Below are 26,079 nucleotides of genomic sequence, written 5' to 3' on the forward strand. Positions count from 1 at the left end.
AAATGTAACTATTTTCCAGCGGTTAAATTCCCAAAATGGGTTTTGCTAAACTACAGATTTTGGGTGAAAGACCCCAATAGAGAAATAACCGCTAGCAAGAATAATTCAAAAATTAACCTTTGCTAGCGATTCTACCTACTAATTTTTATACGAGTTGTGCTAGAGCTATTTTAAAGGAGCTTTGAGCTATGTTGGTTTTTTCAGGATTTTCCTGAAAAGTTTTGTTCAATGCTTTTTCAATCGTCTTGCTCACATCTGTAAATATTGCCTGGTCAGTGACTTCAGCTTTCTTGCTCATCAAATAGGCAAAGACTCTGGCCATTCCACAGTTGGCAATAAAATCCGGAAGAACTGAAATCCGCTTATCTGCCCAGACTCCAATAGGCCCAAAGAAAATTTCAGGGTCTGCAAATGGCACATTTGCTCCACAGGAAATTACTTCCAACCCTGCATTTACCATGCGTTCTACTTGGTTTTGGGTCACTAATCTGGAAGCCGCAGCAGGAATGAATATTTCACTGTTGATATCCCAGATCTTTTCATTGATTTCTTCAAAAGGAATCATATCCTCGGCTACCAATTTGTTTCCCTCTCTAGCAATAAAGAGGTCTCGAACTTCATCCAAACTCAGACCTTCTTCACGGATGATTCCTCCATCTCTATCAATAATTCCAACCACCTTCACTCCTTCTACTGCTAGAAAACATGCGGCTGCAGCGCCTACATTTCCCCATCCTTGAATAACAGCTCGCTTTCCTTTGATCTGACCACCCCAAATTTTATAATAATGCCTCACAGCCTCTGCCACACCATACCCTGTAATCATGTCGGCTACCGTGTATTTCTTGGGTCCATTGGGCGTATAATGAGGATCTTCCAATACTTTGGAGACTCCTTGCCTTAACTGACCAATCTTTTTGATTTTTCTGGTTCTGTGGCATGGAAGTGCCCATTTACGATTCCTTCCTGAGGATGCCAAAGTCCATAAGTTTCCGTAATAGGGATCACTTCATGGATTTCATCCACATTCATATCACCCCCAGTTCCATAGTAATTTTTCAAAAGCGGCATGACAGCCTTATACCAGCGCTGAAGCACTTCGTTTTTTCTAGGATCATTTGGGTCGAAATTAATCCCTGATTTGGCTCCTCCAATTGCAGGGCCCGATACAGTGAATTTCACCTCCATGGTTTTGGCAAGAGATTCTACTTCTCTTTTGTCCAGTCCTTTACGCATGCGGGTTCCACCTCCTGCAGCTCCTCCTCTTAAAGAGTTGATGACTACCCAGCCTTCGGCCTCAGATTCATTATCGCTCCATTCAAAAACAATTTCAGCTTTTTTGTTTTCGAATTTCTTTAGTAAGTCGTGCATTAATTATTGGGTTTATATCTGCCCCAAAAATATAAAATTTTAATCCCTCTCATAAATTTTGTGGAGGAGCAAATCAGCCAAAGATTGTTCCTCCGGAAGAATCTCTGCTCGCATGGGTAACAGAAGCCAGACAATTTGATTCTCCCCTCAATCTGAGCACTCCTAAAAATCCAAAAATCAATGCTTCTTTAAACTCAATCAATTCGTTGGAAGCTTCAAATTGTTGCCAATTACCTTGGAGCTGATGATGGAGCCGCTCTATAAAATAGGCATGGTAGGCACCTCCTCCGGTGAGGAGAACTTTAGGCTTTTCATGGAGTGCGTAGGCTTGAATGATTTGAGCGATTTGAACCGCATAATGCTCCGTCAATGTGGCTAATTTATCTTTTTCATGAGCCTTACTTGATAGGATGATAGGGAAAAAACTTCGTCCATATCCTCTCTACCAAGGGATTTGGCTCCCTTTTTTTGATAAAAAGGAACCTGGTTTAGCTTTTCCAATAGCTCTGCGTCCACTAGTCCCTCACGTGCCCATTGCCCATCCCGATCATAAGGGCTACCCAGTTTTTCAGCTATGGGATTCAGTAAAAGGTTGAATGGGCTACAATCGAACGCAATTCGTTTTCCTTCCCATTGCATACTGATATTGGAAATGCCACCCAGATTGATGCAAAAGTCTAAATGTGGGAAAAGGAGTTGGTCACCTATAGGAACCAATGGTGCTCCCTGGCCTCCAAGTTGCACATCCAGCATTCTAAAATCATTGATCACTTTCATTTCCGAAGCTTGATGCAGCGCCCATCCATTGCCAATTTGTAAACTCAATCCTTTTTGTGGTTGATGGAAAACGGTGTGACCATGGGAACAGATGGCGATCGGAGAAATTTGCTTTTTAGAACAAAACTTCTTCACTTCCTGACCCATCCATCTTCCAAATGCTACATCCAGGTAGTGAAGGTCCAGTGCATTCAATAGGTGGGCTTTTTGGAGCTGTTCACCCAATTGATCCGGAAAAGGGATAGTGATGGCTTCCAGAATCTCAAATTGCCAAAGGTCGGATTTTTCAAAATGGCAATAAGCCACATCTAAACCATCTCCTGAAGTTCCTGACATCAATCCTATTATGTGGTAGTTCGCGTTGCTCATGGGTTAAAGTTTGTTAAGTATGGAGCAATCCAAAGATAATTTGCTGCTGTAGAAAAGCCCTCTTTTTTTTAATGCCTAATTTGCAGTCTATCCTATTTCTGAATGGACAATCTAATCATTGATATTGGCAATACCAGAATCAAATCTGCCTTGTTTAAGGGGACTGAATTTGTAAGTGAATCAGTTTTTATAGATTTGCCGACTGCTTTGCAGTATTGGAAAGGCCTTTCTTTTCAAAATTGCTTAATAAGTTCTGTGAAGTGGACGGAGAAAGATCTTAAAATTCAAATTCCATTTCCATTTAAATACTTATCCAACAATCTTCAATTTCCTATTGGTAATGCGTACGGTAGTCCAGCTACCCTGGGATTGGATAGGATGGCTGCTGCTGTAGGAGGTTGGCAAATGGCAGGATCAGGTCCAGTGCTGGTAATAGACATGGGAAGTTGTATGACCTTTGATCTGGTAGATGAATCCAATACCTATCGAGGCGGAGCCATCAGTCCAGGGTTATTGATGAGGGCCAAGGCAATGAATGCATTAACTGCCCGACTTCCTTTGGTGGAAGTTTCTGGAAAGCCGGAAGATTTTATAGGAACCAATACCATCAGTTGTATGCAGATAGGTATTTGGTATGGGATTGAATCAGAAATTCTAGGCCAAATCCAAAAATATGAGCAAAAATTCCCCCAAATCAAGGTCTTTGTTTGCGGTGGAGACGCTCAATCTTTTGAATCATTAGCAAAAGACCACATATTTGTAGTCCAAAATTTAGTCCTACATGGATTGAATTGTATTCTAAACCACAATGTTGAGTAAAATCAAATTGCAATTGCTGGGTGTAATCTGCACCCTTTTCTTATTTAGTGAAGCCCAAGCACAGTCTTCAGCTTCTACGTACAGTGCTTTGGGCATTGGTGAATTTAATTACTCAGGATTAACTCAGAACCAGGGAATGGGAGGACTTGGAGTCAGTTATGGTACTGGATGGAATGCCAATGTCGTCAACCCGGCATTGACCACATACAACACCATATTTAATTTCCAGGCCGCATTGAATTATAAGAAATTCAATGCGAAAAATAGCTCCGAATCTTCAGATGTCGATGGTGGAGGTCTTTCCTATGTAGCCATGTCACTTCCATTGAAATCTGGAAAAGTGACGATGGGACTTGGGCTGAACCAAATCACCAGTGTGAATTACCGACTTCAGGTAGAGAGCGCGGTAGAAAATGCTGAGTTGAGAGCCTATAATTATGTGCAGGGAGATGGGGGTATTTCGGAGACTTACATGAGTTTTGGGGTGAAAGTTGCCAAGAATTTCAGCCTCGGTGCGCAAGTTTCTTATCTTTTTGGGTCAACCATTCGGAACAATCAATTGTCACTTTTGAATGATAATGACAACCCTGTAGGGAACACTACTGAATATTATGAAAGATTAACAGTTAGTGATATTGGCTTCAAAGGGGGTGCACATTACGTTGCAAAGCTTTCTGACAAGAACAACTTACACTTTGGTGCCATTTATCAGAATTTGGGGGATGTTAGTGGAAAAGCCTTTGCCAAATTGGCTGCTTTAGGTGAAGCTAGCGATCCCGATTCAGACGGTGATTTGATCGCCAACGATGAAAAAGGCAGTATATACATTCCAAATCGCATCGGATTTGGGGTAACATTTGAAAAAATGAATAAATTCGCCCTCGGTTTGGAGGGGCAATATCAGGATTTTAATAAGTTTAAATCTTTTTTGGAGAGAGTCTTTCTTTGAGGGAAGCCATTAAAGTTGGTTTGGGATTTCGGATTGTACCCGATTACCTAGCGATTGACAGTCCATTGAAAAGAACTACTTATCGATTCGGATTGGAATATCAGCAGACTCCCTACTATCTGAACCAGACAAATATCAATGATATTGGCATTAACTTTGGAGCTTCATTTCCAGTTAATCAATTATCATTGGTGAATTTGGCTGTGAAAGTAGGACAACGCGGCACTACCGATAATGGCCTGATCCAAGAAAATTATGTGAACTTCACGTTTGGATTTTCACTTAATGATAATAGTTGGTTTTATAAACGAGTATTTGAATAAAGCATAATAACCATGAAAATTAAATCAACCCTATTAGGTCTAGCAGCTGTATTGATGGCTGGCGTGGTTCAAGCGCAAGATGGATGGAATTGGCCATCTGATCCTGCGCAAGAAGCCAAAGCAAGAGAATTGAATGCTGCATATACTGACTATATGAAGTCAGAGCAGTATGTAGACGCAACGAAGCCATTAAGTTGGTTACTAGTGAATGTTCCAGAATTAAATGAGTCTTTGTATATCAACGGGACCAAAATTTATGATGGTGCAGCAGATGCAGTTTCTGATGAAGCTCAGAAAAGAGTGTATCAGGATTCCGTAATTGCCCTTTATGAAAAAAGAGGTGAATTGTATGACAATGAACCAAAGTGGATCGAAAACAAAGCTTACTACGGCTATCAGTATTACAAAAGTGATAAGGATAAGTTACAAGGAGCTATCAAGGATTTCGAAAAAGCGATGGAATTGAACGGTACAATCAATTACCAATTGACTGCTGCTTACTTTGATTTGGTTTATAGAAACTATGCTTATAACAAGGCTTATACTCCTGAGGAGATTTTAGAGATTCACGATAAAATCCAAGCGATGCTTGCTGACGCAGAAGCTGAAGGAAAAGATGTATCCAGCCAAAAAGGTACTTTAGAGCAATTGTTGGTGGCTATGGAATTGATCGATTGTGATTTCATCGAAAACACGATGGGTCCAAAATTGGCCTCTGATCCTTCTAATGAGAAATTGGCTAATCAGATCTTCAACTATTCTGTACAATACAAGTGTTTCTCTTCTGATGCGTTCCTTCAGGCTTTGGAAATCATCGATACCAATAACCCTACATTCGCAACTTCTCAAGTAAGAGCGATGAGATATCTACAGGAGAAAGATTACGACAAAGCAGAGCCAGTATTGGAGAAGGCCATGACTTTGGCTGAGAACGATGCTCAGAAAGCGGAAGTGAAGTTTGAATTGGCGAAGATTTATGGCGCCAAAGGTCAGAAGTCTGCTGCTAGAGCTGCTGCTAAAGAAGCTGCTGCAATGGATGAGTCTAAGTCTAAAGATGCTTGGAAATTGATCGGTGACTTGTACATGGGTTCTATGAACGATTGTAAAGGTGGAGAAAGCCGTGCTAAAGATTACTCTATATACATCGCAGCCTATAATGCCTATCAAAGAGCTGGTGACAATACAGGAATGGCCAATGCCAAAGCTAGATTCCCATCCAAAGAGGAATTGTTTACAGAAAGCTTACAAGTGGGCGGCACTATCAACACTGGATGTTGGATTGGTGAAACCGTAACCTTGGCTACAAGAGACTAATTTTAGTTAATATTCTTAAAAGGGCAGCTACTCAGCTGCCCTTTTTGCGTTTACTACTTATCATTTAATTTTCATTTATCTTTGTATCGTGAAGTTTAGCCACCTATTCGTCTTACTTTCTATTTGTGTTATGGCATTTTCCTCTTGCCGGGAAGATGTGGATGCGGCTGCCTTGCAGGTATATGATGGGCCGATGAATACCTCCATTAATATCAACTTGGTATCCAGTGATTCTGCCATTATCAGATCTGAAATCAAAGCTCCCAAGCAATTGGAGTTCGAAAATGGAAATCTGGAATTTCCTGAAGGAATCGACATTACTTTTTTGATAAAGCAGGAAATATAACCACCACCATGCGTGCAGACAGAGGGTATTACCTTAGAGAAGATAATCTTTATAAAGGGGAGGGTGATGTGCAGGTGGAAAATCTGGAAAGGATCAGGGTTTGAAGGCTGAAGAGATTTTTGGAACCCCAATCAAAAGAAAATTTATACGGAGAAATTTGTAACAGTGCGGGATGGGCAGACACTTTTTAATGGTACAGGAATGGAGGCAGATGAAAGCTTTTCCAATTATACCTTGAAAAATATAAGAGATAGTAGGACCTTACTTCCTGGAGAAGAGAAATAAACTCCACATGTATTAGATTTACCAAAAATATTAGATTGAAATTACCTGACGTCCTTATTTTATCTCTTGCGCTAGCATTCGCAATCATTGGAATTCACCTTAGTCTGAGTCAAGGCGTAGAAGTGTCCTATCCAGTTTTTATGTTTGCCGTAGCCTTGCTATTTTGGTTTCAATATAGAAGGACCAACGACCCAAAAGACTCCGAAAAACCAAAGCAAAAAACTAAAAAGCGGAAAAAGCATTAAACATGGATGTTTCTTATTTGATATACGTGATTATCACGCTGCTTTTTTCAGCATTTTTTTCGGGAATGGAAATCGCTTTTATTTCCTCCAACAAGCTGCAGATTGAGCTTCAGCGAAAACAAGGGTCCTTGGTAGGCAAAGTACTCAGTACCTTTGTCAATAATACCGGACAATTTATAGGAACTACCTTGATGGGGAATACCGTCTCCTTGGTGCTCTATGGTATTTTCATGGCATTCCTGTTAGAGGACCCTTTAAACATGATGCTACCGGAAGGCTTTAACAATGAAGCGCTTGTATTGGTGCTCCAAACCGTAATTTCTACCTTGATTGTATTGGTGACGGCAGAATTCCTTCCGAAAAGCATTTTTATGCTGAACCCAAACAGCATGCTCACTTTTTTTGCCTTGCCTTTTTTGGCAATCTATTTTATTATGTATCCCATTGTCTGGGCAGTGGTAGGGCTTTCCAGATTCTTCATTACCAAGATATTGAGACTGGAATACAGTGAAGACAAACCGGTTTTTACCGTGACGGATTTGAATAGTTTTATCCAAAATCATTTGACTCAGGAAAAAGAAGAGGGGAAAGTGGATATAGATACCAAGATTTTCGACAATGCGGTGGAGTTTAAAACAGTGCGTGTGAGAGAATGCATGGTGCCTAGAACAGACATTGTATCGGTAGAAATTGAGGATACCATAGAAGAGCTGAAAGAGGTATTTGCAGAAAGCGGTCACTCCAAGGTGATTGTCTATCGTGAAACCATCGACGATGTGATCGGTTATTGTCATCAACTAGAGCTGTTCAAAAAGCCGAAAAGTATCGAGGAAATCCTAACTCCTATAATTATTGCGCCAGAATCAGCCTTGGCCAATGAACTGCTTATCCAATTTATCCAGGAAAGAAAAAGTTTGGCTTTGGTGGTGGATGAATTTGGGGGAACCAGTGGAATTGTATCCATGGAAGACATCATTGAAGAGATTTTTGGAGAGATCGAAGATGAGTACGACAATGATGATTTGATCGAACAAAAGACCGGAGATCATGAATATTTGTTAAGTGCCCGTCACGAAATAGATTATTTAAATGATAAATATGGATGGGATTTACCTTACGGTGATTTTGAAACATTGTCAGGATTAATTCTTTCTTTGACAGAAAACCTGCCCAAGAAGGGCGAATCGGTCGTTTTTGGTCCGTATACGTTTACAATCATGACCAAGCAAGACCATCGAATTGACTCAGTTAAGCTGAAAATTAATAGCTCAGGGATTTTTTAGATAAATGTTTGATTCAGAATATATTTTGAATTTCGACCCTAATGCTATTATTTTGCGACACTTCTAAAAAAGCGTAGAAATACAAATGGCGTTAATTAAACAAATAAGACAGAGAACGGGTCTCGCAATCGGTGTCATTGCCGGCGGGTTGATTTTATTCCTATTGGGTGGAGATTTGCTAAGTCCAAATTCCTCCATACTCAATTCAAATCAAAATGTTGTTGGGGAAATCGCAGGAGAGGAAATCTCCTATGAAGAGTACGTGGCAAACATTGAGCAATTTAGAGTTGCTTTCCAACAAAGAACAGGTAGAGCTCCTTCCGAGCCAGAAATGTTTACCGTAAGAGAGCAGGCATGGCAGGCATTGATCGTTGAAAAGGTATTCAACGAGGAGTATGAAAAGCTTGGCTTGACCATCTCTGATGCGGAATTAGTAGATATGGTGCAGGGGAAAAACATTGTGGCGGAATTACGTCAGCAATTGGTGAACCCTCAGACCGGTGAATTCGACAAGTCTCAATTGGTATCTTTCCTTCAGTCTTTAGAAAATGCTGATCCTACTCAGCAGGCTTTCTGGGCTCAGCAGGAGCAATTATTTGCAGATTCTAGATTGAGAATCAAATATGACAACATGCTTACCTTCTCGGAGTACGTGACTTCAGTAGAAGCAAAGCACGAATATGAAGCTGCAAATACCATCGCAGATGTTTCTCATTTGTTTGTTCCTTACTATGCAATTGCTGATTCAGCAGTTTCTGTGAGCGAAAGCGAAATGAAAGACTACCTAAGCAAAAACCAAAGTAAGTTCAGAACAGGTACTAGTGCCAATATTGAATATGTAAGCTTTAGCATTTTGCCAAGCAGTGAAGATTCTGCTGAGGTGATTTCGGAGATCCAAAGCTTAACAGAAGAATTGAGAAATTCTGAGAATGACTCTGCTTTTGTAGCTAGAAATTCTGAGACTCAATTCCCTTTCTTTACGTATGCTCCAGGCACCAACCTTCCCGCTAGCTTCACTTCTAATGTAGATGAAATTGAAGAAGGTGCTACTTATGGTCCATTTGTAACTCCAAATTCTACCTATGTTACTTATAAGGTAAGTGATCAATATGAAGGTCCAGCAAGAATGAGAGCTTCTCATATATTATTGAGCACTGAAGGAATGGATGATGCTACCAAAGCTGCTGTCAAAGCGCAAGCAGAGCAGATTTTAGCGGATCTGAAAGGTGGAGCTAACTTCGCAGTAACTGCAAGCCAGTATGGTCAAGATGGAACTGCTCAAAACGGTGGTGACCTTGGCTACTTTGCGAAAGCAGATTTCGTAGAGCCATTTGCCAATGCAGTATTCGCTGCAAAATCTCTTGGTTTGATCAATAATGTAGTGGAAACAGAATATGGTTACCATATCATTGAGGTTACTGGAATGCCATTAACTCAATATACTAAATTGGCAACCTTGGAAATTGAATTGGTAGCAAGTGATGCAACTAGAAACGAAGCATTCAGAAATGCAGATTCTTTTGCTGCTGAGAGCGGAAACAGAAACCAGTTCAAAGAAAATGCGGCTGCGCAAGGATATAGAGTTTTGGAAGCAAGTAATGTAGATGCTACTAGCAGAAACATCAACAACATCCAAAATGCAAGAGAAGTAGTGAGATGGGCATTTACAGAAGCTTCTGCCGATGAGGTGTCCCCAGTATTCGAATTGGATAACAATTATGTAGTTGCTTCTTTGATCAGCAAAAAGAAGAAGGAGATGCGAAATTGGCTGATGTTCGTCCTCAAGTAGAAGCGCAGGTTAGAAATGATAAGAAAGCTGCGATGATTGCTGAGAAATTAGCAGGTAAAGCTACTTTGGAAGAAATGCAAGCAGTATTCCCTGAGGCTTCATTAAATACTACTCCAGACTTGAAGTTGAGTGCTTCTGTGATTCCAGGCGTTGGTTTTGCTCCTAAAGCAATCGGATCCATCTTCGGGTTGAAGAACGCTGGTGACATGACTGCACCGATTAAAGAAGATGTTGGAGTAATCGTAGGTAAGCTGAACAGCTTGAACCCAGCTGCAGAATTAGGAGACTATAGTGGTTTCCAAAGTCAATTGACACAGAGTGCTTCACAAAGGACTTCCTATCAGGTCATGATGGCCCTGCAGGATCTCGCAGATGTGAAAGACTACCGATATAAATTCTTTTAAATAAAGAAGCTCATCGGAACCCATGCCAATCGGCATGGGTTCTTTGTTTGAAGCTATTTCTAAACACGTTGAAGCGGATTACTATGGAAAAGAACTTTGATAGAGAAAACTTTAAAGAGAAATTAGAGGGGTCAGGACAATTTCCTATGCTCTATATGTTTAAATTTATAGTTCCTAAAGGAAAGGAAACTGAGATCGAAGCGTTGTTTCCTAAGAACGAGGTGAAATTAAAGCCTAGTTCAGGAGGGAAGTACATAAGTGCCACTATTCAGGCGATGATGGATACGTCAGATCAGATTGTGGACCTTTATGAAAAAGCAGCTAAAGTAGAAGGAGTTATTTCACTATAAAACCAAAAGATGATGTGGACAGAAGAAGACAATAAACTCAAGCAAACTTTCAAATTTAAAGATTTTCAAGAGGCATTTGCTTTTATGACCCGAGTGGCTTTCCTCGCAGAGGCTTCCCAGCATCATCCCAACTGGAGTAATGTGTATAATGAGGTCACCATTGAGTTGACCACACATGATGAGGGAAATACCGTGACAGAAAGGATCGGTCGTTAGCGAAAGAAATTGATGCCCTGATTAAATGAGCGAAACGTCTCGTCCCAATTTATACATTGTCCCCACTCCTATAGGGAACTTAAAGGATATCACTTACAGAGCGGTAGAAGTGCTGAAACAGGCAGATGTCATCCTCGCGGAAGACACGAGGACTAGTGGCATTTTGTTAAAGCATCTGGAGATATCCCGTCCTTTGCAGAGTTACCATATTTTCAACGAGCATAAAGCAGTGGAAAAATTGGTCAGTAGGATGAAAGCGGGAGAGTATTTTGCCTTGGTTTCAGATGCTGGAACCCCGGCTATTTCAGACCCTGGGTTTTTATTGGTAAGAGCAGTTTTAGAAGCGGGTTTGGAAGTTCAATGCCTTCCGGAGCTACTGCCTTTGTTCCTGCTTTGGTCAATAGTGGATTGCCCAATGATCGATTTGTTTTCGAAGGCTTTTTGCCTCATAAAAAAGGGCGTAAGACCCGAATAGAAGGTCTGATGGAAGAAACCAGGACCATGATTTTTTATGAATCTACCCATCGGATACAAAAAACCTTGCTTCAATTATCCGAAGCTTTTGGAGAAGATCGCCAAGCCTGCGTTTCCAGGGAATTGACGAAACTTCATGAAGAGAATGTCAGAGGTTCACTGGCAGAATTAATAGAATATTACAATACCCACTCAGTCAAAGGCGAAATTGTTTTAGTAGTAGCCGGAAAGAACCCCAAAGCCTAATAACAAATCTATTATTTTATGGATACCCAGAATCAATTAAGTACGCTCCTGGAGCAAACTCAGGAAATTGCCAAGAACGTTGGTTCTTTTATTAGAAAAGAGCGTCAACATTTCAGTGCAGATAAAGTGGAACACAAAGGCTTTAACGATTTGGTTTCTTATGTAGATAAAGAAGCCGAGAAAATGATTGTAGCTGCCCTATCCAAAATTCTTCCTGAGGCCGGTTTTATTACAGAAGAGGGGACTAACACTACCCAGGCGGATCAATACAATTGGGTGATTGATCCATTGGATGGAACTACTAATTTCATTCATGGAATTCCTGTTTTTGCAGTGAGTATTGCTTTGATGGAATACGATGAAGTGATTTTGGGAGTGGTTTATGAAGTGAATAGACATGAATGCTTTTATGCCATGAAAGGTGGTGGAGCTTTCTGTAACGACACCAGAATTAAAGTGAGTTCGGCTCCAGACTTGTCAGCTTCCTTGATTGCTACAGGTTTTCCCTATTACAATTTTGAATTGATCGATAAGTATTTGTTTGCCTTAAAGACCTTTATGCAAAAGACACATGGGATTAGAAGGTTTGGCAGCGCTGCAACCGATCTTTGCTATGTGGCCGCTGGAAGGATTGAAGGATTTTTGAATACAACCTGAATTCCTACGATGTGGCTGCCGGTGCATTGATTGTTCAAGAAGCAGGCGGAGCAGTAACTGATTTCTCTGGTGGGAAGAATTATATTTTCGGAAGGGAGATTATTGCCAGCAATCACCACATTCAAGAAGACTTCACCAAGGAGATACAGGCAATCTGGCAATAGGATTAACCCAATAAGTAATACCATACCAACAAACTAAGTCCAGCAATAGGAATGCCCAGTCCTGCCAATAGCGTGGCTAATTTGGGCCTTAGATCAAAACTGATGGCTACAATGGAACCGGTAATCATAGGGGCCATTGCACTTTCCAACACGGTTACTTTGAAGGTAAGGCTATCTTGAGGTAAGAAATTGCGATAGATCAACCAGACGAGTATAGGAGCTATAATCAACCGATACCCCATCCCCATCCAGAAATAGCGGGACTTTAAAGAGTCAAAATCCAAAGAGAATTTTAACCCAATGGCAAATAAGGCCATTGGGGCCATGGTTCTTCCTATTAGTTTGAGCAAGGGCATCAACATCTCTGGAGTAGGAATTTCCAGAATGCTCATTACTAAGGTGCCCATCAGAAATCCAAAAGGAGGAAAACTGATGATTTTTAGGGGAATGTGACGGAGCTTTCCACTTTTATGACTGTAGAGTGACCCAACAATGATTGACAAGGAAGAAACCAATAAGAAGGATCCTCCTTGATCCATCAACAGGGCGATAGGCATTCCTTCCTTTCCATAGAGCCCTTCTACAATCGGAAAACCTAAAAATGAGGTATTGGCCAAGCCCGCGACAATGATCAGGCAGCCTGTTAAGCCTCGATCCCAGTGCAACAGTTTTCCTAAAATCCCGAAGATGATCCAGGAAGTGATAAAGGTAAACCAAGCCGCAGAAATGGGGATCAATAAGCTCCATTCAGCCTTGATTTGTGGGATATAAAGCAATGCCAAGGCAGGCAATACAATATTCAATAAATAAAAATTGGTCCATTTTGTAGCTTTTTCGGTAGGGAATTCGTCTCGATTTTGAAGAAATAATCCCAAAAAAAGCCCCAAAACTGCAATGATTACTGGTATCATGTAGTTTTAGGATAAAATTGAATTGCTATTAACATAAAATTAATTTTCAAATTTTGTATCGTATTGAAAATCAGCATACTTTTACCTGACCTAACTAAATCTATATGACGAAACTTGTACCTATTTCAATTGAAGGGCGAAAATGGATTCAACTTTCTCAATTAAGTTCGAAACAAGCTCAGCAGCTTAAATCTTGGCTTCCTGTCAATAGTTTGAAGAAGATCTTATTTCAAGGAATGGAATTAAATGAATGCGTAGACTTTTCTACCTATGAATATTGGTTCCGCTCTAGTTATGTATCCAACAGGAGCCAAAATGCCTTAGATTTTTAATCTAAACCTGCATTTTCCCTTTTTTCCTCAAAATATTTTTCCAGCTCTGGGTAGAAAGCACTTTCTGCCTTCGGAATCCCGTATAGGGTCATTTCTATATTTCCTTCATTCGAATCCTGATTCACTTGGATTCCTTCCAATAGGTACACCAAATCCTCAAAATTCAAGGGTTCGAAACTCGAGGATGGATAGAGCATAAAGTCATTCCCATAAAAATCTACCGCCTCGAACTGAATCTTTCCCTCAATCCAGTGTGCATAAATGCTGATCTGTTCTCCCCATTGACTTTCCGGATACTGCATCCTGACCAATAGCACGGAAGTAGTGTCTTCTTGAAAATAGGTTTCCGGTGTGAATTTGAAATCAAACATGCTGCTAAAATAGTGAATCTGTGAAAGGAATTCTTTAATCTTTGATCAAAGCAGTATTTGGATTGGAATATCAAGAGTTTCAGGCTATTTTTGGGCTCGTTTTTGGGCTGTGACCATCAGCTCTTAATCCATAAGCTAATCCGCTTTCAAACCCCTGATTATGAAAAGAGATACGGTAATATTTGATCTGATTGCTCAAGAAGAGGACAGACAAAAGAGAGGAATCGAACTGATTGCCTCCGAAAACTTCACCAGCAAACAAGTAATGGAAGCTGCTGGAAGCGTGTTGACCAACAAATACGCAGAAGGTTTACCAAACAAGAGATATTATGGTGGATGTGAAGTAGTCGATGAAATTGAGCAGCTGGCGATCGACCGTGCCAAGAAATTATTTGGAGCTACTTGGGCCAATGTACAGCCTCACTCTGGGGCACAGGCCAATGCAGCGGTATTATTGGCTTGCCTAAAAGCAGGTGATCCGATTTTAGGATTTGACCTTTCTCATGGAGGTCACTTGACACATGGTTCTCCAGTGAACTTCTCAGGTAAATTATATGAGCCTCATTTCTACGGTGTGGAGGAAGAGACTGGAAGAATCGATTACGATAAAGTGGAAGAGAAAGCCTTGGCTGTTTCTCCAAAATTGATCATTTGTGGTGCTTCTGCGTATAGCCGTGATTGGGATTATGCAAGACTGAGAGAGATTGCGGATGAAGTAGGTGCGCTTTTATTAGCAGATATTTCCCATCCATCTGGTTTGATCGCGAGAGGTTTGTTGAATGATCCATTGGAGCATTGCCATATCGTAACTACGACCACCCATAAAACGTTGAGAGGTCCAAGAGGTGGCTTGATCTTGATGCGTGAGGATTTTGACAATCCTTGGGGATTGACCACTCCAAAAGGAGAAATCAAGAAAATGTCTTCCTTGTTAGATATGGGAGTTTTCCCAGGTACACAAGGTGGCCCATTAGAGCATATCATTGCTGCCAAAGCAATCGCTTTCGAAGAGGCGCTTTCGGATGAATACATGGAATATGTATTGCAAGTAAAGAAGAATGCATCCGTCATGGCAGAAGAGTTCGTACGTTTAGGATATCAAATCATTTCAGGTGGTACAGATAACCACATGATGTTGATCGATCTTAGAAATAAGGACTTGACTGGTAAGATAGCTGAACAGACCTTAGGCAAAGTGGATATCACGATCAATAAGAACATGGTTCCGTTTGATACCAAATCTCCATTTGTCACTTCAGGAATGAGAGTAGGTACTGCTGCTATTACCACCAGAGGCCTGAAAGAAGACGATATGATCAAAATTGTAGGTTTGATTGACCGAGCATTGGTAAATCACGAAAATGAAGCTGAATTGGCTACCATCAGAAGTGAAGTCAATGCATGGATGAATCAGTTTCCATTATATTAGAATTTAAAAATCACCCGTGGCGTTAGATCAATATCAAGATGAGGAAGAAGAAGGAATGTCCTTTTTGGACCATTTAGAAGCCCTTCGTTGGCACCTTCTTCGTTCTGTTTCTGCAATTTTAATACTTTCCGTTGCTGCATTCGTAGCCAAGAGTTTTGTCTTTGGAGTCGTAATCTTGGGACCTTCCAAGGTGGACTTCGTGACCTATCGATGGCTTTGTAATGTCAGTGATTATTTCGGAATCACTGCTCTTTGTATCGATGAATTACCATTTACGATTCAGAATAGGCAAATGACGGGGCAGTTTACCATGCACATGACTTCGAGCTTTGTGGTAGGGTTTATTGCAGCCTTTCCTTTTGTATTCTGGGAGATTTGGAGGTTTATCAGCCCGGGATTATATGATCAGGAGAGAAATGCTGCTCGAGGAGCCGTATTCTTCGTCAGCTTGTTATTCTTTTTGGGAGCGGCCTTTGGATACTATATCCTATCCCCACTTTCCATCAACTTCCTTTCAAACTACCAACTGGATCCTTCGATCCTGAATGAGTTTGATATCACCTCCTACATTTCTACCCTCACGATGTTGGTCTTGGCTTCTGCCATTATGTTCCAGCTTCCGGTAGTGGTGTATTTCTTGGCCATGTCAGGATTGGTGTCTTCAGCCATGCTAAAAGCATATAGAAGACATGCCATTGTAGTGATCTTGGTGCTTTCTGCGATTATTACGCCTCCGGATGTGATTTCCCAGGTCTTGATTGCGATGCCGATCTTGGTGTTGTATGAGGCAGGAATTCAGATTGCGAAAAGACTGGAAAGAAAAAGAGCGATCAAACAAGCGGAAGAAGAAGCAAGAGATGCAATGGGAGATTAGGGAGGTAGGATTTTAAGACATTAGAATCATAATATCCTTCGACTCCGCTCAGGATGACAACAATGTCAGGCTGAGCGCCCGCCTGCCGGAGTGTAGGAAGTCGAAGCCTATATAAATTTACAACTTATGGCAAAGAAGATAGCAATAGGAGGAGATCATGCAGGTTTTGAATACAAAGCCCAAATGATTACCAAACTGGAGTCCCTTGGATATGAAGTGAAGGACTTTGGTCCATTCTCTACCGCATCCGTGGATTACCCAGACTTTGTACATCCTTTGAGTGCTGCGATCGAAGCGGGAAAGTATGAACTCGGGATCGTGATCTGTGGTAGTGGAAATGGGGTGGCGATCACCGCCAACAAGCACCAGGGAATCCGTGCGGCGCTTTGCTGGAATGAAGAATTGGCAGCTTTGGCGAGACAGCATAACAATGCGAATGTACTTGCTTTGCCAGCACGTTTTATTTCCTACGAACTAGCCGAAAAGCTTGCTGAGATTTTCTTGACTACCGACTTTGAAGGGGGAAGACATCAGAATCGAGTAAATAAAATCGCTTGTACCTAATTCAGGATTTTCCATCAATCAAAAGCCCATCTTGTCAAAACAGGATGGGCTATTTTTGTTACTGTTAATGTTTTGGCTAAAATGTCGTACTACGGTTAGATTAGTTGGGAATGCATTTTATCCATTGTTGGGCCTAGTTTATTTTCATTTTTCACCCAACTAAATCATCGAAAGTTTGACCACCTTTCCATTCTTGACCAATTGCAAGTATGTACGTTTTATACGCTCCGTTAAAATCAAAAAAGAACCAAGGTTTTCATGTACTAACTTATTGTTCTCAACAAATACTTTAGCGAGGGCAAAAGGTTTTACATTATCACTTTTGGTAATTACAAAAAGTTCATTTTGATTCTTTGCTAATTCTGTCTTTTCAACAATTGATTCACTGAATTGATTCTTTGAGAATACATTTCCAGGCAAAAGCTTTTCATAATATTTTCTTATTGTACTTTCTGTCAATAATGAGGGGCAATTTGGAAATTCATTTGGCGTTTTCCATTTTTTGAATCGCAATAGGAGTCAATGATTCCGTCAAAGGGTTTTCTTTAGCCATATAGTCAATTTGATAGCTGATTTTTGAAAATATCCATTCTCCTAATTGACTGTCTTTTGGAATCTTACCTTCTTGAGCCCATTGTGTCAAATTCTGTCTTGTGTTGTCGGAATCTTCTTTTGTAACTGTCCTCATCCATCCAAAATTCTGTTCAAGTTCTCCATTTTTTGGTTTAGCTGGATTTTCAAGGAAATTATCAATACTTCCATACTTGAAAATTATCCTTGAAAGGGTTATTGGATTAAGTAAAATGTTTTCCAGTCTTGTAATCCACCTTAAGTTTTCTGGCCTGTTGTTTTTTTATTAGTATCAATATGGTCTACAATATGCTTTTCTGATGGCTGTTTTCCATGAAAAGCAGTTGCCACAATTCTGTGCACAGTTTCTGAAGAAAAATTTAAGTAACCTTTCTGGGAGTCAGGCTTTCCAAAGGTCCATTTTTCATCTAGTGGTCGTTTTCTTTTGTTTTGTTTCCTAAACCTAAAAATGGCTCCATTATCTCTTACATGGTATTCTTCGCCACGATAAATACAGGTTTTCTCAGTTTCAAAAATTTCAAGTAATTCCTTCAAGCTCGTTTTTGGTTTGTAATTAGGCACAGCACTTGAATAAACCCAAGCCCGACATATTTTTTGCATATATATCTGGATGGTCCTCATGGGTAGTAGTGTTAACTACACCAAATTAAGAATTTCGGTGATGACTTCCTTAGAGATATTGAAAAGTTCTAATTTTTCTACCTACTTATTTAAAAAAGTACCTCAGATCGTTCTAAGGGAATTGCAAATTCCTAATATTAAGAAAGATTAGATGCAATCTACGCTCAGCTGGGTGGCAGACATCAAAATAGACTGAGATTTTCAGAAGAAGGCGAGAACAAGAAATTACATATAGTGATAGTTGCGCGTTCTCTTTTTATACTTCTATTTTCACTTTGCTTAATTCGTCATCAAGCATTGAATGTATTTCAATAATTAAATTTAAGTAACTCTTATTATCTCCGTCATCAATCATTAAATTATTGTATTGACTTTCGATTGATTCAGAGAACTCAATTGCTCGTTGTTTTATCAAATATATTTGTTTTCTTAAATTACTAATCAATTCAACAATTGGATCTAATCTGATATCGTAATCTTGCTCTCCCTTTCTTATTGCTAATGCTTTTTGATTAAAATATTTCAAAATATTTTCATCGATTTCAATTAAGTTAGTTTCTTTGATCGGATTTCTATTCTCATCAAAGGATTCCTCGATTATTTTATAATACAGAAAGATAGTTTCATTTGCTAATTCACTAGCTGGATATTTTAAATAATCTTTTTCATTTGTTTCTCGCAAATAGTTGTTTATGAGTTCTGCAAGTCTATCCATTAGTTGAATAAGGCCATTCCTTACCAACATTTTCTTTTCAAACATATCTTTGGAATGATTTTCGTATTTGTCGTATAAATCATTAAATAATTCTGGGAGGAAGTCTAAAATGTTATAAAGATTACTAAATTCTTTAATCCAACTTTCTCGATGATTTAAAAATTCATTAAATCCGTTAAAGATTGAAAGACGGTCTATCTCAACAATTCTTGAATAATTCTTTGATGGCGTTCTAATTAGATAATTTGTTTGAAATGGGTGTTCTTTCTCTTTCTGAAAAAACTCTTTTATGTTTTTAGCCTTTGATTCTATATCAGATTTAATAGCAGTCAAGTCAACTTTTAATAAACTTAACTTGTTGTAATAATCTTTTCTCTCAATAATTAATCTTATTTCCTTTTCTTTTTCTAAACCTTCTTTGAATTGAGTAATTTGAATCTGATTAGCTTTTATTTGCATATAGAAAGCTAAAAATGTTAGAAGTACTCCTGCTAAAGCAATAAAAGGGTTTATAATTCCACCGATTGTATCTCCAATTTGTCCAGTTTCAGTGAAGTCAAATATATCTGATCTTGAAGTAGCGGTAAAAATTAAGGGTGATACAAAAGAAAAAAGAATAATTAATATTGAGATTCCTAAAATCCATTTAGTAACTCTATCCCAATTTTTAATCTTGATTTTTTCTGTATTTCTCATATCTTTCTCAAAATGGCGCCTAACACTTGTTTAAACCTAAGTCCTATAATTCTAAAGAATATATATCTGAATTGTCCTAATCGGTATTCATTGCTGAGTAAACCAAATTAAGAATTTCGGTTGTGACTTCCTTGGCGAAATTGAAAAGTCCGTAATTTTTTCACCTTCTTAGTTAATAATGTGCCTCAGATCGCATTGAGGAAATTTCAAATTCCTAAAAATAAAAAGCTTAGATGAAGTCTAAGCTTAGAGAGGATTGAGTGAATCGCCGTACCTGTCTGCAGACAAGGCAGGTACGAAACCCGTACGAACGTTGAAGTGAGGCCTTTGTGCCTTGGCGTATGCGCATCTTGGGCTAAAAGTTCACTGCCGTATACTTGATTGGGGGTAGTTAATTTCCTTTTTCATAAATGCAAGAGTCAAGCTTTGATTCAGCTGTTATAACTTTTTGTTGTAAAATTTTTAGTGAATCGGATTTCGTTTCAATGATTGAAGCCGCTTCAATTTTGAAAGCATCAAGCTCTCTTGATTTACTCTCCAATCTACTTTCTGCTTTGCCTTTTTCACCTTTTTCTTGAGCTTTTCCTATTTCCAAAGCCATCCAACAGAGTAGTGCGGTTGCGGAAATCCAAACTCCCCAAAATCCAATATTTCGAATTAGTTTCCATTGAGTTGGTGGATACTTTGTGATAGTTTTTTCTACCACTCTTGGATTATCTCTGCAATTTTCAAGCTTCCTTTCTAGGTCAGCTATCTTATTGTCTTTTAGACTTTCAGTTCGGTTCAGTTTCGTTATTGCCTTGGTGCATAAAGTAGAAAGTCCATCTCTAGCACTTTGCCACTTATCTGACCAATTGCCATATAGTCTTTGGGTTTCATCTGGGTTTGAATAGAAATTTGAATGAAACATATCTAAAGCGGTTGCGTCTGAATTCATCCCAATCTTTAGCAGTATTTCTTTAAGACTTTTGGCAAGCTTTCTATTCTTGCCATGAGCATCAATATTTGAATTTTCAAAAGCTTTCTTTAAAGTTTCTAAATCAAAAATTAAATGTTGATTGCTCATCGAATTTATTGTCTTTTTATAATTACCCCGAAGGGTCTTGTATAACCTTCAGTTATGGGTTAATTTACGTTAATTTTCGGTTTTGCACTGAAGCTCGCAATTCCTAGTGAATTCAGAGTTAGTCGAATCCGCCGTAATTACGGTAATGCACTGTTTGGAATAGTCTTTATTCCACTAAATTGAGAAAAATATAAATCTCCATTAGCCATTTCTTTTTATCTCCTTGAACAACTGTACAGTCATTTTTATTCATTCCATAAGTCGGTTCGTCAATATCTCTCTTAATTTGATGAATTTCAATATCAGAAACCTTGTAAGTTTTAACGATAATATTGCCATTTTCATCAACCCAAGTAATATCGAGACTTTGTCCTTTTTTAAATCTAGTAACTTCATATTCGCTACCAGTTTCTTTAATATGTTCGAATTGTTTTAAATCAGTTGTCGACATACAATTGTCGTCTGAACAATTAAAAATAAATCTCGGATAGTAAGGTAATGAGCTTGCTAATGTCATAATTAATTGTTATGGTTTTTAGGTATTACGTATTCAGCCAATTTTACTCCTTTAGCTAATTCAGTTAGATATGAAGCAGAAATTCCAGATTGTTTTATAATGTCTTTTTTGAATATTCACTTTTATTTATTTGGTCTGCGTATTTAATTCCGAACAAATGTATCATAGCAACTGAATCTCCTTTCTGTGCGTTATTATACATTTCTCTAAGTTTTGTTCCTAATTCATTTAAGGTCATGTTTTCTGTTTTTTATTGTTCAAATTGTTATTTCGTCAAATTGTGCCCAACGTGTAGCTACAACGACTATAGCGGTGTTTAGCCGATATAGTCGTTGTAGTTTTTGTTCTCGGCTTTCATTTTATTCTATTAAGAAAGATGTGGCCGAATCTTATTTTCATATTCAATAATTTCATTTTCAATTTCAGAAATTTGTATTAATAATTTTGGTTTTAATTCATTTATTTTCTCAGTGTAAAAATGACTTTTGAAAAAGTAAATCGGAAATTGTATTATTGGAGTTGCTATCATTAATATGAACAAATAAGTTTTTTTTATTTCAAACTGTAAAAAATCTGACTTTATATAAAAATCTGATAAAAAACATGTCAGACAAACAATAATAACAAATATAATTATTGCAAAATTAATAGGTACAAATGTAATGGGATGTTTTTTGGCTAAAAATTCTTTAATAGAAAAAAGAGATTTCCTACCAATATAAATACTGTGAATATAAAGATAAAAGTTAATTCAAAATTATTGAAAGATTTGTTTATAGCTATTATTAATAATATTGAAATACTATATAAAAAAGATAGGAAGGAACATTCTTTAAAGTAGTAAGATTTTTTTGTTTTTTTGTATAATAATCAATATTTGAAGTTGAAGAACTTATTCTATCATTAATTCTAAAATATTCATCATAAAGGGGAATGATCTCTTCATTATATTCTGTTAATTTAGGTGGCCTAATTTCATTTAATTTCTTTTGATATGAACTTAAGGTTTCCTTGTAAATATAAACTCTATAATCTATTCTTCCCGAAATTACTTGATTATAAATTTTAACTGAAAAATTATCTATTAAGGATGATGCTAAGCTTATCCCAACAAATATTTCAAAAAGTGACGTAAGACTTGAAAATTCCATTTATATTTTGTGTCTATTTTACTCCATTTATTCTTTACATAAGGATAGGTAATTTATTTTCTAATTTGAATTCGCATTTTTTTCTGATTGCTGAGAACGGTTGTTTTTTGGTGTTGTAGCATCTCTAAGGGTGCTATGCACTATACATCTTGTTACCAGCTTTTATTTTCTCTAGAATTTTGGTTTTAATGATATTATTTGTTGGGATTTCTTTGAAGAACTTATCATGAGTGTAGAGATCTGGTCGAAGTGCCATTTGCTCTGTAACTACCTCATAAATAATATCAATTACTTCATTTGTAAATTTTGCTCCCTTTTCATTTAGAATTCTTTTTTCTCTTCCCTTTTCTTGGATTGAGAAATGTCTTTTTGATCTATTTCGAAAAAGGCTTGATCAAAAAAGTGTTTCGTGCCACTTACAATATGAAATATTGCTCTGGAAACAAAAGCTTCCTTCTCTGATACAGCCCTTTTTTCTTTTCTTTTTCTGTATTTCTTTTTTCTGGAGTAATAGGGGTTTATAAAGATTGTATAGACGAATTAATTCAGAGGCACTTATTACCATCTCATCAAAAATTTGATCGTATAAGTCTGAAAACACTTTGGACTTACTGTTTTTTGCTTCTGATGCGAGCTCAAGATGATAAGCCATAAAAAGCTGCCCCAATATTTCATTGTTGAAAACCTTGTCTTTTTGTTTGTCTGAATATTGATTTGGTTTACGTTCATAGTAAAATCCAAGGGTTTTAAATTCTTCTTCAAGTTTCCTTTGAATTAGATCATTTGAATGTAGATCTCGACTTCCAACTGGTATTTGATTATTTGAAGTTTCACTAATTTTTTCACTTAGTGGGTCTTCTTTTTTTGCTTCACAGATCCTAACCAATAATTCTATAGATTCTAATTTCTCTGATGAACTCTTATATACTTCAAATAAAGAATGAGAGGTCTGACCACCATTAATAATTTGAAAGTTTTTCAGTTCAGCCAGAGGGGAGCGAGTATTTGGGGCATAATCAACGTTCTCACAAAGTATGGTAATCCCATTGTTAAGATAAAAAAACTGAAAATTATTGTCATCGAGAGCAGATTCGATTATCGCTTTATTTACCCGATGTTTTGGTTTGTATACCCTCACATTTTCATTGAATGCATCCTCATTAACTTCATTATCATTAAGTTTTATAAGTTTTATTAAATCTGTTGCAGCTACGGCTCCTATTACTGTTTTTACATTTCCATCCGATTTTTCGAAATGTTGTTTATCAATAAACCGGATTTGTCCATCAATTTGCTTCGATTTATTGGCTAAAATTATTGCAACAAGATCTTCTTGATCCAAGTAGTAAGGCTCTTCTACGATTCTATATTTATCAACCGCGTTTTTGAGCTTTAATTTTGCATGATCTACTGGGTGTAGTTTGTTGGAAACAACATGAATTTTGAATTCAATTTTACCTGTACTAGCGAGATTTCGTATTTCTTGATATTTCTCCCAAACTGCTCCATTAATAGCCTTTTCATCTAAATTTCCACTTATGATCAAATCTGTAGTTAAGATGAATTGGTCTAAATCTGTTTCTGGGTAATTTTTCTGTGACAGTTCAAATTTGTCAGTGTATTTAAAAGTTAAGATATGAATAGTTCTATCGTCAATATAGATAGCATCTACTTCTCCATCCATCGACCCATCTGTAATTGTTTCCTCTAATTCTTCATCAGTAAGCTTAAATAGAGTTCTCAAACATAGATATGTAAAAGCGGTACCTTTATTTGCAGTGCTTTCTTCAGAAAAAATTTTCTCAACTTTTTGATTAATTACACTAAAGCTTGCTAGGTTGCTCATATTATTTTCTTATTGCTGGTAACACTTTTATATACGCTTTGAGTATATATCCATTAAAAATAGGATCAAGGGAGAGAAATATAAAGCACCGATAATCAGTAATTAGATTGTGTTAAACGATAATAACCATTTTTTGTCGGTTAAAATCTTAGATCTTACCCCAATCCCACCAATCCTTGAAGTACAGAAACTAAAACTTGAGTTCCTATACCCAGTACTGGGTATTTTTGGGGAATTCTTCGGCTTTTGGAGTTGGTTAAACTTGCTACCTATTCTCTTTTAAACCACAAAACCCATCCTGATCACAAGATGGGTTTTGATGGTAAGCTAGGATTTAGCTTTACAAACTTGCTTTTCCGTTGGCGACTTGACTGGCCAAGATCAGGGCATTGTATAGGTTGGCAATCTTCCCGGAGGAAGAAATCTCAGAGAAGGGTTTTTCTTCTCCTTCTGGTCCTCCTACCATTACTTCCATATCCAACACGATGCCGGACTTCAAGATTATCTTCTTCACCTGAGCGGCACTCAGGTTTGGATAATAAGATCGGATCATAGCAGCCAATCCAGTGACCGCAGGAGCGGCCATGGAAGTGCCATCCTGAAATTCATAGGCATCATTCGGCATGGTGGATAGAATCTCTTGCCCAGGGGCGAAGATATCTACGTATTTCTTTCCATAGTTGGAGAAGACAGCGACTAGCTCGGATCCCACCATCGGCGTCAGAGCTCCTACAGTCAGGTAATTATCTTCAAATTCTCCTTGTGTTCCATTGGGATGGTCATTCGGGAAACTTGGGTTCTCCGGATCATCCAAATTAATCCCATCATTTCCAGCAGCATGTACAATCAGTACATCTTTGGAAGCCGCATAGGCTAAGGCATCATAGACCCATTCGGAATTCGGGGAGAATCCCTTTCCAAAACTCGCATTGATGACCTTGGCTCCATTATCTGCTGCATAACGGATCGCCAATGCGATGTCCTTATCGTATTCATCTCCATTGGGTACCGCTCGGATAGACATGATTTTGACATGATTTGCTACTCCATCTACTCCTTTTTTATTATTTCGGGTAGCGGCGATGATTCCTGCCACATGGGAACCATGGCTTTCCTCTGAATCTCTGATGTTTGGATCTCCATTGCCATAATCCTGATCGGAATAATCATAAGGATCATCTCCTACGGGAGTACGACCGTTGAAATCCACATTCAGGTTATAGTTCACCATAGTTTCGTAATACTTGATGCCCTGCTGAAGGTCCTTGATGGCATCAGGGATATTTTCTCCCATGCCCATGACCTGCATCAACATCCCTACGGTTCTTTCTTCCTGTACATTCTTAGGCTCATATCCTTGTAGATCAGCTAAGGAATAGTACTCCTTCCCCAAAGCGGTCTTGATATTTTTATCTGCCAAGGTCACCAATGCTTCGATCTGTTTTAGCTGAGGAAGGGCTGCTCTGGCTTCAGGAAGCTTTTCATTGATCTTTTCTTGGGCAGCTGCTTGGTAGGCCTCATCTCCGATTTTCAACCGGACGATTCTCGCCATTTCCATTTGTTCATTGAAGGATTCGCCTAAGAAGTTGTATCCATGGATGTCGTCAATGTATCCATTCCCATCATTATCGAGACCATCATCCGGCTTCTCGCCCGGATTGGTCCAAAGAACTTCTTGGATATCCTCATGATCCAAGTCAATGCCTGAATCAATTACGGCCACAATGACTTCTTCTCCTTTTTTCTTTTTGAGGAGTTCTGCATAGGCACGGTCCACACTCATGCCCGGGATCGTGTCTTTCTGTAGATCTAGATGTCCCCAATGTCTGGATTCCTGATCGGTCAGTTCGGCTACTTTGGGGCTGGTGTTGGTATAGCTGATTGGTGGGGCGGTGATTAAGGAGGAGGAAGTACATCCTACGACCATCAAGCCTACTCCCAACCCGGCCAATAGCTGGATTTTGCTTCTAATCATAGTCCAATGTAACGCTCCCAATTGAAAAATGGATTGAAA

At 38.5% G+C, this 26,079-nt stretch carries 24 protein-coding genes and 6 pseudogenes; 17 read left to right on the forward strand and 13 right to left on the reverse strand.

The genetic code is table 11. From position 1 onward, the window contains the following. Positions 1 to 145 precede the first annotated feature (145 nt). From V8V91_RS16830 to V8V91_RS16840, 3 genes and pseudogenes are all read right to left on the reverse strand, one after another. Positions 146 to 1,371 (reverse strand): annotated as a pseudogene (locus V8V91_RS16830) (Glu/Leu/Phe/Val dehydrogenase dimerization domain-containing protein). Positions 1,372 to 1,444: 73 nt separating this feature from the next. After that, complete coding sequence (locus V8V91_RS16835; RefSeq protein ID WP_373396372.1) at positions 1,445 to 1,741, reverse strand: anhydro-N-acetylmuramic acid kinase; 297 nt, start codon at positions 1,739 to 1,741, stop codon at positions 1,445 to 1,447. Between the two features lie 5 nt (positions 1,742 to 1,746). Next, positions 1,747 to 2,517, reverse strand: coding sequence for an anhydro-N-acetylmuramic acid kinase (locus V8V91_RS16840; protein WP_373396374.1), 771 nt, complete (start codon positions 2,515 to 2,517; stop codon positions 1,747 to 1,749). 102 nt (positions 2,518 to 2,619) lie between these two features. Between V8V91_RS16840 and V8V91_RS16845 the strand changes: the two genes are divergently transcribed. The 13 genes and pseudogenes from V8V91_RS16845 to V8V91_RS16905 all read left to right on the forward strand — a co-directional run bounded on the left by V8V91_RS16845 (position 2,620) and on the right by V8V91_RS16905 (position 12,381). Then, a complete protein-coding gene (locus V8V91_RS16845; RefSeq protein ID WP_373396376.1) occupies positions 2,620 to 3,336 on the forward strand; it encodes a type III pantothenate kinase in 717 nt (238 codons plus the stop codon). After that, positions 3,326 to 4,285, forward strand: coding sequence for a hypothetical protein (locus V8V91_RS16850; protein WP_373396377.1), 960 nt, complete (start codon positions 3,326 to 3,328; stop codon positions 4,283 to 4,285). The genes V8V91_RS16845 and V8V91_RS16850 overlap by 11 nt, the downstream gene beginning before the upstream one ends. Continuing rightward, a complete protein-coding gene (locus V8V91_RS16855; RefSeq protein ID WP_373396378.1) occupies positions 4,282 to 4,608 on the forward strand; it encodes a hypothetical protein in 327 nt (108 codons plus the stop codon). The genes V8V91_RS16850 and V8V91_RS16855 overlap by 4 nt, the downstream gene beginning before the upstream one ends. A 12-nt stretch (positions 4,609 to 4,620) precedes the next feature. Next, positions 4,621 to 5,922 (forward strand): hypothetical protein, encoded by a 1,302-nt coding sequence (locus V8V91_RS16860; protein ID WP_373396379.1) that lies wholly within the window; start codon positions 4,621 to 4,623, stop codon positions 5,920 to 5,922. Between the two features lie 88 nt (positions 5,923 to 6,010). Beyond that, complete coding sequence (locus tag V8V91_RS16865) at positions 6,011 to 6,268, forward strand: hypothetical protein (protein WP_373396381.1); 258 nt, start codon at positions 6,011 to 6,013, stop codon at positions 6,266 to 6,268. Between the two features lie 135 nt (positions 6,269 to 6,403). Further along, positions 6,404 to 6,553: pseudogene (gene lptC / locus V8V91_RS16870) on the forward strand (LPS export ABC transporter periplasmic protein LptC); the annotation flags it as partial. Between the two features lie 35 nt (positions 6,554 to 6,588). After that, the gene (locus tag V8V91_RS16875) at positions 6,589 to 6,798 is read left to right on the forward strand and encodes a hypothetical protein (protein ID WP_373396382.1); all 210 of its coding nucleotides are present in this window, start codon (positions 6,589 to 6,591) and stop codon (positions 6,796 to 6,798) included. Positions 6,799 to 6,800: 2 nt separating this feature from the next. Then, positions 6,801 to 8,081, forward strand: a complete 1,281-nt coding sequence (locus tag V8V91_RS16880; protein WP_074226015.1) for a hemolysin family protein — start codon at positions 6,801 to 6,803, stop codon at positions 8,079 to 8,081. Between the two features lie 85 nt (positions 8,082 to 8,166). Further along, positions 8,167 to 10,274 (forward strand): annotated as a pseudogene (locus tag V8V91_RS16885) (peptidylprolyl isomerase). An 83-nt stretch (positions 10,275 to 10,357) separates the two neighbouring features. After that, positions 10,358 to 10,624 (forward strand): DUF493 family protein, encoded by a 267-nt coding sequence (locus V8V91_RS16890; protein WP_074226017.1) that lies wholly within the window; start codon positions 10,358 to 10,360, stop codon positions 10,622 to 10,624. A 12-nt stretch (positions 10,625 to 10,636) separates the two neighbouring features. Next, a pseudogene (locus V8V91_RS16895) lies at positions 10,637 to 10,869 on the forward strand (4a-hydroxytetrahydrobiopterin dehydratase). Then, positions 10,866 to 11,560: pseudogene (rsmI, locus tag V8V91_RS16900) on the forward strand (16S rRNA (cytidine(1402)-2'-O)-methyltransferase). The pseudogenes V8V91_RS16895 and rsmI overlap by 4 nt, the downstream one beginning before the upstream one ends. An 18-nt stretch (positions 11,561 to 11,578) precedes the next feature. Next, positions 11,579 to 12,381, forward strand: a pseudogene (locus V8V91_RS16905) (inositol monophosphatase). A 2-nt stretch (positions 12,382 to 12,383) separates the two neighbouring features. On the opposite strand, the gene V8V91_RS16910 reads toward V8V91_RS16905, so the two are convergent. Further along, positions 12,384 to 13,292: an AEC family transporter gene (locus V8V91_RS16910; RefSeq protein ID WP_373396383.1), complete on the reverse strand. Its 909-nt coding sequence runs from the start codon at positions 13,290 to 13,292 to the stop codon at positions 12,384 to 12,386. A 104-nt stretch (positions 13,293 to 13,396) separates the two neighbouring features. On the opposite strand from V8V91_RS16910, the gene V8V91_RS16915 reads away from it, so the two are divergent. After that, positions 13,397 to 13,624, forward strand: coding sequence for a hypothetical protein (locus V8V91_RS16915; protein ID WP_373396384.1), 228 nt, complete (start codon positions 13,397 to 13,399; stop codon positions 13,622 to 13,624). Here V8V91_RS16915 and V8V91_RS16920 read toward each other — a convergent pair. Further along, complete coding sequence (locus V8V91_RS16920; RefSeq protein WP_373396385.1) at positions 13,621 to 13,995, reverse strand: UDP-glucuronosyltransferase; 375 nt, start codon at positions 13,993 to 13,995, stop codon at positions 13,621 to 13,623. The two genes, V8V91_RS16915 and V8V91_RS16920, sit on opposite strands and share 4 nt — an antisense overlap. A 160-nt stretch (positions 13,996 to 14,155) precedes the next feature. Between V8V91_RS16920 and glyA the strand changes: the two genes are divergently transcribed. The 3 genes from glyA to rpiB all read left to right on the forward strand — a co-directional run bounded on the left by glyA (position 14,156) and on the right by rpiB (position 16,862). Then, positions 14,156 to 15,424 carry a serine hydroxymethyltransferase gene (glyA, locus tag V8V91_RS16925; RefSeq protein ID WP_074226024.1) on the forward strand — a complete coding sequence of 423 codons (1,269 nt, stop codon included), beginning with the start codon at positions 14,156 to 14,158 and terminating at the stop codon, positions 15,422 to 15,424. A gap of 16 nt (positions 15,425 to 15,440) precedes the next feature. Then, positions 15,441 to 16,298 carry a twin-arginine translocase subunit TatC gene (tatC, locus tag V8V91_RS16930; protein ID WP_373396386.1) on the forward strand — a complete coding sequence of 286 codons (858 nt, stop codon included), beginning with the start codon at positions 15,441 to 15,443 and terminating at the stop codon, positions 16,296 to 16,298. Positions 16,299 to 16,424: 126 nt separating this feature from the next. Further along, complete coding sequence (rpiB, locus tag V8V91_RS16935; protein WP_373396387.1) at positions 16,425 to 16,862, forward strand: ribose 5-phosphate isomerase B; 438 nt, start codon at positions 16,425 to 16,427, stop codon at positions 16,860 to 16,862. 159 nt (positions 16,863 to 17,021) lie between these two features. Here rpiB and V8V91_RS16940 read toward each other — a convergent pair whose 3' ends face one another. The 8 genes from V8V91_RS16940 to V8V91_RS16975 all read right to left on the reverse strand — a co-directional run bounded on the left by V8V91_RS16940 (position 17,022) and on the right by V8V91_RS16975 (position 26,040). After that, the gene (locus tag V8V91_RS16940; protein ID WP_373396388.1) at positions 17,022 to 17,321 is read right to left on the reverse strand and encodes a hypothetical protein; all 300 of its coding nucleotides are present in this window, start codon (positions 17,319 to 17,321) and stop codon (positions 17,022 to 17,024) included. Between the two features lie 22 nt (positions 17,322 to 17,343). Beyond that, a complete protein-coding gene (locus tag V8V91_RS16945) occupies positions 17,344 to 17,550 on the reverse strand; it encodes a hypothetical protein (protein ID WP_373396389.1) in 207 nt (68 codons plus the stop codon). A gap of 140 nt (positions 17,551 to 17,690) precedes the next feature. Then, positions 17,691 to 17,987 carry an HNH endonuclease gene (locus V8V91_RS16950; RefSeq protein WP_373396391.1) on the reverse strand — a complete coding sequence of 99 codons (297 nt, stop codon included), beginning with the start codon at positions 17,985 to 17,987 and terminating at the stop codon, positions 17,691 to 17,693. Positions 17,988 to 18,330: 343 nt separating this feature from the next. After that, positions 18,331 to 19,485 carry a hypothetical protein gene (locus V8V91_RS16955; protein WP_373396392.1) on the reverse strand — a complete coding sequence of 385 codons (1,155 nt, stop codon included), beginning with the start codon at positions 19,483 to 19,485 and terminating at the stop codon, positions 18,331 to 18,333. A 391-nt stretch (positions 19,486 to 19,876) separates the two neighbouring features. Continuing rightward, a complete protein-coding gene (locus V8V91_RS16960) occupies positions 19,877 to 20,551 on the reverse strand; it encodes a hypothetical protein (RefSeq protein WP_373396394.1) in 675 nt (224 codons plus the stop codon). 166 nt (positions 20,552 to 20,717) lie between these two features. Continuing rightward, a complete protein-coding gene (locus V8V91_RS16965; RefSeq protein WP_373396396.1) occupies positions 20,718 to 21,068 on the reverse strand; it encodes a hypothetical protein in 351 nt (116 codons plus the stop codon). A gap of 1,545 nt (positions 21,069 to 22,613) precedes the next feature. Then, a complete protein-coding gene (locus V8V91_RS16970) occupies positions 22,614 to 24,065 on the reverse strand; it encodes an AIPR family protein (protein WP_373396398.1) in 1,452 nt (483 codons plus the stop codon). A 340-nt stretch (positions 24,066 to 24,405) separates the two neighbouring features. Continuing rightward, on the reverse strand, positions 24,406 to 26,040 hold the full coding sequence (locus V8V91_RS16975; RefSeq protein WP_373396400.1) for a S8 family peptidase: 1,635 nt from the start codon (positions 26,038 to 26,040) through the stop codon (positions 24,406 to 24,408). Positions 26,041 to 26,079: the final 39 nt, after the last annotated feature.

This window comes from Algoriphagus halophilus (assembly GCF_041729275.1).
In the GTDB taxonomy this organism is placed as follows: Bacteria; Bacteroidota; Bacteroidia; order Cytophagales; family Cyclobacteriaceae; genus Algoriphagus; species Algoriphagus halophilus_A.